Annotated in this window: 10 protein-coding genes; 6 read left to right on the forward strand and 4 right to left on the reverse strand. The window is 72.4% G+C overall.

Annotated elements, in window-relative coordinates; all coding sequences use genetic code 11:
- The first annotated feature begins 4 nt into the window (after positions 1 to 4).
- The 3 genes from ABD299_RS01980 to thpR all read left to right on the forward strand — a co-directional run bounded on the left by ABD299_RS01980 (position 5) and on the right by thpR (position 1,651).
- Positions 5 to 529 (forward strand): GNAT family N-acetyltransferase, encoded by a 525-nt coding sequence (locus ABD299_RS01980; RefSeq protein ID WP_344258275.1) that lies wholly within the window; start codon positions 5 to 7, stop codon positions 527 to 529.
- Positions 530 to 780: 251 nt separating this feature from the next.
- Positions 781 to 1,023 carry a hypothetical protein gene (locus ABD299_RS01985; protein ID WP_344258278.1) on the forward strand — a complete coding sequence of 81 codons (243 nt, stop codon included), beginning with the start codon at positions 781 to 783 and terminating at the stop codon, positions 1,021 to 1,023.
- Positions 1,024 to 1,072: 49 nt separating this feature from the next.
- Positions 1,073 to 1,651 (forward strand): RNA 2',3'-cyclic phosphodiesterase, encoded by a 579-nt coding sequence (gene thpR / locus ABD299_RS01990; RefSeq protein WP_344258281.1) that lies wholly within the window; start codon positions 1,073 to 1,075, stop codon positions 1,649 to 1,651.
- Between the two features lie 239 nt (positions 1,652 to 1,890).
- Here the strand turns inward: thpR and ABD299_RS01995 are convergent, their stop codons facing one another.
- Positions 1,891 to 2,874: an aldo/keto reductase gene (locus ABD299_RS01995; RefSeq protein ID WP_344258283.1), complete on the reverse strand. Its 984-nt coding sequence runs from the start codon at positions 2,872 to 2,874 to the stop codon at positions 1,891 to 1,893.
- Positions 2,875 to 2,955: 81 nt separating this feature from the next.
- Between ABD299_RS01995 and ABD299_RS02000 the strand changes: the two genes are divergently transcribed.
- The 3 genes from ABD299_RS02000 to ABD299_RS02010 all read left to right on the forward strand — a co-directional run bounded on the left by ABD299_RS02000 (position 2,956) and on the right by ABD299_RS02010 (position 6,985).
- Positions 2,956 to 4,035 carry a hypothetical protein gene (locus ABD299_RS02000; RefSeq protein WP_344258284.1) on the forward strand — a complete coding sequence of 360 codons (1,080 nt, stop codon included), beginning with the start codon at positions 2,956 to 2,958 and terminating at the stop codon, positions 4,033 to 4,035.
- Positions 4,036 to 4,270: 235 nt separating this feature from the next.
- On the forward strand, positions 4,271 to 5,164 hold the full coding sequence (locus ABD299_RS02005; RefSeq protein WP_425581234.1) for an alpha/beta hydrolase family protein: 894 nt from the start codon (positions 4,271 to 4,273) through the stop codon (positions 5,162 to 5,164).
- A gap of 360 nt (positions 5,165 to 5,524) precedes the next feature.
- Positions 5,525 to 6,985, forward strand: a complete 1,461-nt coding sequence (locus ABD299_RS02010) for an aldehyde dehydrogenase family protein (protein WP_344258286.1) — start codon at positions 5,525 to 5,527, stop codon at positions 6,983 to 6,985.
- A gap of 110 nt (positions 6,986 to 7,095) precedes the next feature.
- Here the strand turns inward: ABD299_RS02010 and serC are convergent, their stop codons facing one another.
- The 3 genes from serC to ABD299_RS02025 form a co-directional block, all read right to left on the reverse strand.
- Positions 7,096 to 8,214: a phosphoserine transaminase gene (gene serC / locus ABD299_RS02015; protein WP_344258288.1), complete on the reverse strand. Its 1,119-nt coding sequence runs from the start codon at positions 8,212 to 8,214 to the stop codon at positions 7,096 to 7,098.
- 120 nt (positions 8,215 to 8,334) lie between these two features.
- Positions 8,335 to 9,603, reverse strand: a complete 1,269-nt coding sequence (locus ABD299_RS02020; protein WP_344258289.1) for a cytochrome P450 family protein — start codon at positions 9,601 to 9,603, stop codon at positions 8,335 to 8,337.
- Positions 9,600 to 10,038: cytochrome P450 family protein (locus tag ABD299_RS02025; protein WP_486388902.1), on the reverse strand; the 439-nt coding region annotated here is incomplete at its 5' end. The genes ABD299_RS02025 and ABD299_RS02020, both read right to left, overlap by 4 nt.

Here is a 10,038-nt window from a genome sequence, read left to right on the forward strand (position 1 = left end):
CGCCATGGATGTCAGCATCAGGGAAGCCCGGCCCGACGAGTACGCCGCGGCGGGCGAACTGGCCGCGCAGGCGTACCTCGCCGCCGGCCTGCTGGTTCTCGGGCCGGAGGACCCCTACCTCGTCTCGCTCCGTGACGCCGCGGCGCGCGCGGCGCAGGCCGAGCTCCTGGTGGCCGTGGACGCGGAGAACGAGGCGCTGCTGGGCACCGTGACGTTCGCCGCGCACAAGCCCTTCGCCGAGATCTCCGGCCCGCACGAGGCGGAGTTCCGGATGCTGGCGGTGGACCCGGGCGCACGCGGGCGCGGCATCGGGGAGGCCCTGGTCCGCGACTGCGCCGAGCGAGCCCTGCGCCTGGGCCGGCGCGGCCTGGCGCTCTCGCTGGACGCCGCCAACCTCACCGCCGCCCGCCTCTACCACCGTATGGGCTTCGTCCGTGACCCCGGCCGCGACTGGAGCCCGGTTCCCGGCCTCACCCTCCGCGCCTACACCCTGGACCTCACCGCCCCCGCCTCCGTGCCGTCCGAGTAAGCACGGTCACGGCCGTGGCCTTCCGTAGTGGTAGCACTGCGGGAAGTTGTCAGAAGTACAGTTATGAGAGGCAGACTTATGAGAGGTGCGCTCATGGTGATGGTGCTCTGAAACGGCCCGGCAACAGTGTTCGACCGGGATGTCGAGTGGTCCGCTCTCGCCGGCTTCGCCGTGGACGAGCGGCTCGGTGCCACGCTCGGAGTGGTCTCGGGCCGTCGCCGTCAGGGCAAGACCTTCCTGCTGCGAGCGCTGTGCGCGACAACCGGCAGCCCCTTCTCGCCCTCGGCGAGGCGAAGTGGGGCGACGTGATGGGCCTGGGCCATCTGGACAGGCTCCGGCACATCCGTGCGCTGCTGGTCGCGCAGGGCCGGTACGGTGCCGGGACCGCCGCGCTGGTCTGCTTCAGCGCCGCCGGCTTCACCGACGAGCTGCGCCGGGTGGCGGGCGAGGATCCCGGCGTTCTGCTGGTCGGCGCCGCCGATCTCTACCGCTGAGCGGCGCGGGCAGGGATGCCGGCGCGCCCGGGGGCGGGATACTGCGGGCATGAGGCTGTTCACGGCGGTGCTGCCGCCGGAGGGGGCGATCGCGGAGCTGTCGGCCGCCGAGCGGGAGCTGCGAGGGCTTCCCGGGGCGGAGCGGCTGCGCCGCACCGATCCGGCGGGCCGGCACATCACCCTCGCGTTCTACGGGGAGACGGACGACTCCCTGGTGCCCGGCCTGCGGGACCGGCTGGCCGAGGTGGCGCTCCGGCACGCGCCGTTCCCGCTGAGGCTGACCGGGGGCGGGCGGTTCTCCGGGCGAGTGCTGTGGGCGGATGTCGAGGGGGACCGGGAGGCGCTCGGGCGGCTCGCGGCCGACACCAGGGCGGCGGGCCTGCTGGCCGGGGTGCCTCCGCCGGTCGAGCCGCCGGAGTACCGTCCGCACCTCACGCTGGCCTTCGCGAAGAAGTCGGACCGGGTGCCGCTGGACCCGTTCGTCGCCGGGCTCGCCGGTTTCCGGGGCAGTCTCTGGCGGGCGGGGCAGCTGGCTCTGGTCAGCAGCCGCCTGCCGGACACCGCGGCCCGGGAGGCGGGCCGTTCGCCGCGGTACGTCACCGAAGCGCTCTGGCCGCTGACCGGCTGACCGGGCGGCCGGTTACCGTTGAGGGTGTGAACGTGAAGACCAGAACCCGCATCGTGAGCGCCGCGCTCGTCGTGATGTTCGCCGTCGTGGCGGTCGCCGCCGTCTTCGGCTGATCCCCTTCCCGGCTCCTCCCGGCCCGGGCCTGTCCCGGCTCGGGCCTTTCCCGTCCCCGGCCCGGCGCACGCCGTGTGCGCCGGGCACCGGGCCGCCCGGGGCGGGCCNCCCGGTGCCCGCGGGGCTCACCAGGCGAAGGCCTCCGGGGAGGGGCCGGGCCCCGGGAAGATCTCGTCCAGCCCGGTCAGCAGGTCGGCGGAGAGCTCCAGTTCGATCGCCCGCAGCGCGGAGTCGAGCTGCTCGACGGTGCGCGGCCCGACGATCGGACCGGTGATGCCCGGGCGGGTGAGCAGCCAGGCCAGACCGGCCTCGCCGGGCTCCAGCCCGTGCTTCTCCAGCAGATCCTCATAGGCCCGCACCCTGTCGCGCAGCGCCGAGTTCTCCAGAGCGCGGGCCGTACGGCCGGCCCCGAGTCCCTCGCGCTCCTTGCGCAGCGCGCCGCCGAGCAGCCCGCCGCTGAGCGGGGACCAGGGGATGACTCCCAGCCCGTACGCCTGTGCGGCCGGGATGACCTCCATCTCGGCACGCCGCTCGGCGAGGTTGTACAGGCACTGCTCGCTGACCAGGCCGAGCGACCCGCGCCGCGCGGCGGTCTCGTTGGCCTGCGCGATGTTCCAGCCGGCGTGGTTGGAGGACCCGGCGTACAGGATCTTGCCCTGCTGGACCAGGACGTCCACGGCCTGCCAGATCTCCTCCCACGGGGTGGCCCGGTCCACGTGGTGGAACTGGTAGAGATCGATGTAGTCGGTGTTCAGCCGCTTCAGGCTGGCGTCCACCGACCGGCGGATGTTGACCGCGGAGAGCTTGTCGTGGTTCGGCCAGGCCGTGTCGGTCGCGGCCATGTTGGCGTACATCTTGGTGGCCAGCACCACCTTGTCGCGGCGCTCGCCGCCCTTGGCGAACCAGCTTCCGATGATCTTCTCGGTACGGCCCTTGTTCTCGCCCCAGCCGTACACGTTGGCGGTGTCGAAGAAGTTCACACCGGCGTCCAGCGCGGCATCCATGATCGCGTGGCTGTCCGCTTCACCGGTCTGCGGACCGAAGTTCATGGTCCCCAGGACCAGGCGGCTGACCTTGAGACCGGTGCGTCCGAGCTGTGTGTATTTCATGGGAACCCAGCTAACGCCCTGGAGTGCGCTCCGGGCAAGGGCCGCTTCGCCGGCGCGCGGCCCGATGGCAGGCTTGGGGGTATGCCTCTCACCCGGCCCTTTCCGGCTGTTCCGCGCGGTCCGGCCGCCCGCGCCGCGCTGTTCCTCCTCCCGGCCCTGCTTCTGCTGCTGCCCGCCTGCACGGCACGGGCCGACGACACAGGGGGCGGGACCGCTCCCTTCACCATCGAGGACGAGCGGATCACCGAGTCCAGCGGCCTGCAGGCCAGTGAGCGGCACCCGGGCGTCTACTGGACGCACAACGACAGCGGTTACGCGCCGCGGGTGTACGCGGTGGACAGCGCGACCGGGCAGACGGTCGCCACCGTGACGCTGGAGGGGGTGGAGGGCCGGGACCTGGAGTCCATACATCTCGGCCCGGACGGCGACCTGTACGTGGGAGACATCGGGGACAACTTCGACGGCGCCTGGCCGCATGTGTGGATCTACCGGTTCCCCGAGCCGGAGCGGCTGGCCGACGTCGCTCTGACCCCGGTCGTGTACACCGTGCGGTACGAGGACGGGCCGCGTGACGCGGAAGCGCTGATGGTCCATCCGGGGACCGGCCGGGTCTACATCGCCAGCAAGAAGGGCGACGCGACCGGCGCCCTGTACGCGGGGCCGGAGCAGCTGACGGCGGAGGGGGTCAATGTCTTCCGGCGCGTGGCGGACACCGAACTCCAGGTGACCGGGGGCGCGTTCTCGCCGGACGGCACCCGTCTGGTGCTGCGCGGCTATTTCGCGGCGGAGATGTACCGCTGGGACCCGGACGGGCCGCCCGAGGAGATCGGCACGGTGACCGTCCCCCTCCAGCGGCAGGGGGAGTCGGTGACGTTCACCCGGGACGGCCGCACCCTGATGTTCGGCTCCGAGGGGCTGCGCAGCCAGGTCCGGCCGGTAGCCCTCGACGACGAGCTGCTGCCGGACAGCGCCCGCGAGGAGCCGGAGGGCGGGGACGGCACGGACCGCGCGGACGGCCGGGAGGAGAGGGACGGCAACGGCGGGGACGCGGAGGGCGGGACGGACGGCACAGGCGCCGACGGGGAGCGCGAAGTCCCGCTTCTTCTGATCGGGCTGGTGCTCGCGGGGGCTTTGCTGTTCGCGCTCCGCAAGCGCAAGTGACCTGGTGGGCAGGGGGATTGAGGCCGAATGCGAGTCCTCTCCGGAGGCGCCGACCAACCGGTCGGTAACGAACGCCGGTCATTTCGCCGATGCGGGGTGCCGCGATCCGGCTGAACCATACGGGTGTTGTCTCCCAACCCCTCACACCTGACAGGGAGTGCACCTCATGGAGCCGCAGAAGAACGATGCCGAGTCCGCCCCCGGCGGCCGGCACAAGCGCAAGTCCCGTCGCCGGATGCTCTCGCTGGGCATCGCCGCGATGTTCGCGATCGGCGGCGCCGGCCTGGTCGCCCTGCCCAGCGCGTCGGCCGGTGAGGCCACTTCGGCCTCCGCGACGCAGTCGGACGTCGGCACGCTGAACCAGTACCAGCGCGGGCCGGACCCGACGGAGTCGAGCATCGAGGCCCGCACCGGGCACTACCGCACCTCGAGCACCCGGGTGTCGTCCTTCGCCTCCGGGTTCGGCGGCGGGACGATCTACTACCCGACCACCACCTCCGACGGGACGTTCGGCGGCGTGGCCATCGCCCCGGGCTACACCGCTTCCTCCTCCAGCATGGACTGGCTCGGCCCGCGCATCGCCTCCCAGGGCTTCGTGGTGTTCGTGATCGACACCAACACCCGCCTCGACCAGCCCGGCAGCCGGGCCCGTCAGCTGCTGGCGGCCCTCGACTACCTGACCGACCGCAGCTCCGAGCGGCACCGGGTGGACGCCGGCCGTCTCGCGGTCATGGGCCACTCCATGGGCGGCGGTGGCGCGCTGGAGGCCGCCGACAACCGTCCGTCGCTGAAGGCGTCCATCCCGCTGACCCCGTGGCACCTGTCGAAGCGCTGGGGCAGCGTGACCGTCCCGACCTTCATCGTCGGTGCCGAGCGGGACTCGATCGCCTCGGTCCGCAGCCACGCCATCCCGCTCTACGAGAGCCTGTCGTCCCGTACGGACCGGATGTACCTGGAGCTCCGCGGCGCCTCGCACTTCGCGCCGAACGTGTCCAACACCACCATCGCCAAGTACAGCATCTCCTGGCTGAAGCGGTTCGTGGACAACGACACCCGCTACGACCAGTTCCTGTGCCCGCTGCCCAGCAGCCGTGACATCTCGGACATCCGGGGCAACTGCCCGCGGTGACCGCGCACGGCCGGACCGCCGACGGCTGAGAGCTGACCGGTGCCGGCAGGCATGACCACAGGTGACGGCCGTCCCTCCCCGGGCGGCCGTCACCGCTGTGTGCGCGGTGCCGGACGGGGCGCGGCCATATCTTCCGCCTGCGGGGTGCCGGGAACGGGCACGGGGGAGCGCTCCGGGCCGGATCGCTGAACCGGACACGCGAAGGAATGCGCCTGCACCCCATTGACCTTCCGCGCGCTTGCCTGCACACTCCGGACAAGTGGTTGCGAACGATCGTTCGCTGTGCGAACGCCTCCGCCCGTTTTCCGCTCGTTCGCCCCACGTGATCCGCGCGCCGACCACTGCACCGAGGACGCCCTCATGACCATCAACCGAGAACTGTTCATCGGCGGCAAGGACGTGCCTGCCGCCTCGGGCCGCAGGGCCGACGACATCAGCCCTGTCACCGGCGGGGTGTTCGCCACTGTCGCGGCCGCCGGCCCCGAGGACATCACGCGGGCGGTCGACGCCGCCGACGCCGCCTTCCCGGCGTGGGCCGCCGTGAGCCCGTTCGCCCGCCGCAAGATCCTGCTGGACGCCGCCGGCCTGCTGGAATCCCGCGCCGGGGAGGCCGCCGACCTGATGGCGGGCGAGGTGGGCGGCACCCGGGGCTGGGCCCACTTCAACGTGGGGCTGGCCGCCAATATGTTCCGCGAGGCCGCCGCCGCCGTCACCGCGCCGCGCGGCAACGTCCTGTCGGCGCAGAAGGAGGGCGCACTGGGCATGGCCGTCCGCGAACCCGTCGGGGTGGTCGCCGCCTTCGCGCCCTGGAACGCTCCGGTGATTCTCGGGGTCCGTGCCGTCGCGGCCCCGCTCGCCGCCGGCAACACTGTGGTGCTGAAGCCCAGCGAGGACGCCCCGCTCGCCTGCGGACTGTTCGTCGCCGACGTCCTGCGCGAGGCGGGGCTCCCCGACGGCGTGCTCAACGTCATCACCAACGACCCGGCCGACGCCGCCGCCACCGCCGAGAACCTCATCGCCGACCCCCGGGTGCGGGCCGTCAACTTCACCGGATCCACCGAGGTGGGCAGGATCATCGGGACGCACGCGGCCCGGCACATCAAGCCCGCCCTCCTGGAACTCGGTGGCAAGAACTCGATCATCGTCCTGGACGACGCGGACCTGGACTACGCCGTGGACGCCGCCGCCTTCGGTGTCTTCATGAACGCCGGACAGATCTGCATGTCCGGCGACCGGGTTCTGGTCCACAGGTCGCTGGCCGAGGAGTTCACCCGCCGGTTCACCGCCAAGGTGGAGTCCCTGCCCAGTGGCGGCCCCGACGAGCCCACCACGGTCGTCGGCCCGCTCATCTCGGCCGGTGCCGCCCGGCGCGTCGCCGCCCTGGTGGAGGACGCCGTCGGCAAGGGCGCCACCGTGCTGACCGGCGGCGGCGAGCCGGACGGGGCGCACTACCCGGCCACCGTTCTCACCGACGTGCCCGCCGGGGCGGACCTCTACGGCACCGAGGCGTTCGGGCCGCTGTGCGTCATCGCCGCCTTCGACGACGACGACCAGGCCGTCGCACTCGCCAACGACACCGACAACGGACTGACCTGCGGCATCCTTACCGAGAACGGGACCCACGGACTGCGGGTCGCCCGCCGCGTCCGCACCGGCATCGTGCACGTCAACGACCAGTCCGTGGCCGACGAGCCCCACGCGCCCTTCGGCGGGTTCAAGAACTCCGGCTACGGCCGCTTCGGCGGACAGTGGGGCGTGGAGTCGTTCAGCAACCTCCGCTGGATCACCCTCGCCACCCGGCACGCCCACTACCCGTTCTGACCGGCACGGCGGCGGACACAAACCGGCCCGGGAACACCCCTGAAGATCGTCCCGACCACCTGCGAGCGCTGCGCCGGGTCTGCGACNCCGCGAGGCCGGTCAGTGCCGGTTCACAGGCGTTCGACGACGTAGTCCACGCACTGCGTCAGCGCCTCGACGTCCGACGGCTCCACGGCCGGGAACATCGCCACCCGCAGCTGGTTGCGGCCCAGCTTGCGGTACGGCTCGGTGTCCACGATGCCGTTGGCCCGCAGCGCCTTGGCGATCGCGGCGGCGTCGATGCCCTCGGCGAAGTCGATCGTCCCGACCACCTGCGAGCGCTGCGCCGGGTCTGCGACGAACGGCGTGGCGTGCCCGGACTTCTCCGCCCAGGAGTACAGCCGCGAGCTGGAGTCCGCGGTGCGGCGCACCGCCCAGTCCAGCCCGCCCTGGCCGTTGATCCAGTCCAGCTGCTCGGCCAGCAGGAACAGCGTGGCCAGCGCCGGGGTGTTGTAGGTCTGGTTCTTGCGGGAGTTGTCGATCGCCGTGGGCAGCGAGAAGAACTCCGGGACGTGCCGGCCGGAGGCGTGCACCCGGGCGGCACGCTCCAGGGAGGCGGGGGAGAAGGCCGCCAGCCACAGCCCGCCGTCCGCGGCGAAGGACTTCTGCGGGGCGAAGTAGTAGACGTCCGTCTCGGTGATGTCCACCGGCAGGCCGCCGGCTCCCGAGGTGGCGTCCACCAGCACCAGCGCGCCCTCGTCGGCGCCCTCGACCCGGCGGATCGGGGCGGCGACACCGGTGGAGGTCTCGTTGTGGGTGAACCCGTAGACGTCCACCCCGGCCTCGGCGCGCGGCTGAGGGTGGGTGCCCGGCTCGGAGGAGATGACGCTCGGCTCCTCCAGCCACGGCGCGAGCTTGGCCGCCTTGGCGAACTTCGAGGAGAACTCGCCGAACGTCAGGTGCTGGGACCGGGTCTCGATCAGACCGTGCGTCGCGATGTCCCAGAAAGCGGTCGAGCCGCCGTTGCCGAGAATCACCTCGTACCCCTCGGGCAGCGAGAACAGCTCGCGCACGCCCTCCCGGACGCGGCCCACGAGGTTCTTGACCGGGGCCTGACGGTGGGAGGTGCCCAGCAGGGAACTGCCGGTCGCCGCCAGGGCGGCCAGCGCCTCGGTGCGCACCTTGGAGGGGCCCGAGCCGAAGCGACCGTCGGCGGGCTTGATGTCAGCGGGAATCTGGATATCGGCCACGGAACGGAGCGTAGCCGGTGACGGCCGCCGACACGCCCGGGCGTCCGCTCGCTGAGACATGCGTCCCGGCAGACGGCGCGCGTCACCGGGGCCGTCCAGGTGACGCGCGCCAGGAGCGGGTCAGTCCGCCGCGGCTGCCTCCAACCGCACCGGCAGCTCGTAGAGCTCGTTCTGGGTGACGATCGGCAGGTTGCGCAGTTCCTCGTCGGGGACGGCCAGGGACAGCCCGGGGAAGCGTGCGAACAGCGCGGGCAGCGCGATCCGCGCCTCCAGCCGGGACAGCGACGCGCCCGGGCAGATGTGCGGGCCGTGGCCGAAGGACATGTGCCGCACGGGGGAGGGGCGGGTGATGTCGAAGACGTCGGCGGCCGGACCGTGCTGCCGCTCGTCCCAGCCGATGGCCCGGTAGGAGATGACCAGCGCGTCCCCCTGGGGGATCACCCGGCCGGCGATCTCGATGTCCTCGGTGGCGAAGCGCAGCAGCAGATGGGTGGTGGGGGTGTTCCAGCGAAGCGTCTCCTCGACCACGGCATCCCAGGTGGCCTCGCCGTTCAGCACCGCCTTCAGCTGCTCCGGATGGGTGAGCAGGGCCCGGACGGCGTTGACCAGCAGGCTGACCGTGGTCTCGTGGCCGGCCGCGACCATCGCCTTGAGGTTGCCGAGGACCTCCTCGTCGGTCAGCCGGCCGTTGCCCTCCTCGGCCTGGATCAGGGCGCTGGTCAGGTCGTCACGCGGCTCGGCCTTCTTCGCCGTGACGACCCGGCGGAAGAACTGGTCGAGTTCGGCGATCACCGCCAGCCGCTCGTCCTGCGGGGTGAGCATGGAGAAGAACGCCTTGTACAGCTCGTGCAGGCGGGGGTGGCCCGCGGCGTCGATGCCCATGAGCTCGCTGATCACCGCCATCGGCAGCGGGTAGGCGAAGACCGCCTTGAAGTCCACCGGGCGCCCGCCCGCACCGGCCTCGGCCAGGTCGTCCAGCAGCCGGGCCGTGATGGCCTCGACGACCGGCCGCATCTGCGCGACCCGGCGCGGGGTGACGGCCTGTGCCGTCATGGCGCGCAGCCGCCGGTGCTCGGCGCCGTCGGCGGTGAACATCGAACGGCCGGGATTCACCATGCCGATCAGCGGCCACTGCTCGGTCACCTCCCCGCGCTGCCACGCGGACCACCGGCCGATGTCCTTCACCAGCCGGGAGTCGGTCAGCAGCTGCCGCGCCTCCTCGTGGCCGGTGACGGTCCAGGCCGGGACGCCGCCGGGCAGCTCGACCCGGGTGAGCGGCCCGGCCTCGCGCAGCCGCAGGGTCTCGCCGGTCAGGTCGCCGACGAGCGGGTCGAGGACGACCGGGTCGGGAAGTCCGGGCTGTTCGGCGGATGTGACGGGACAGCTCATCGGGTGCCTCCGGTGGCGGGAGCGGGCGCGAACTGGACCGGCAGCTCCGACATGCCCCGCAGGAACGGGGACGGGCGCCGGACGAGCGTGTGCGCGGGGACGGACAGCTCGACGTCGGGGAGCCGGTCGAGGATGACCTCGATGCCGGTGCGGGCGATGACCTCGGCGATCTCCTGGGCCGGGAACGGGCAGCGGTGCTCGCCGTGGCTGAACGAGAAGAAGGCGTTGTTGCCGCCGGTGAAGGTGCCGCCTTCCGGGCCGGGGGAGCGGACCTGGGGGTCGGCGTTGGCGGCTCCCAGCCCCAGCAGCAGCATGTCCCCGGTCCGGATGTGCCGGCCGCCGAGCCGGGTGTCGCGGGACGCCCAGCGGCCGGCCAGGATCTGGGTGGGGGTGTCTTCCCAGAGCACTTCGTTCATGGCCTCGCCGACGCTGTGC

This window comes from Streptomyces sodiiphilus (genome assembly GCF_039529215.1).
GTDB lineage: Bacteria > Actinomycetota > Actinomycetes > Streptomycetales > Streptomycetaceae > Streptomyces > Streptomyces sodiiphilus.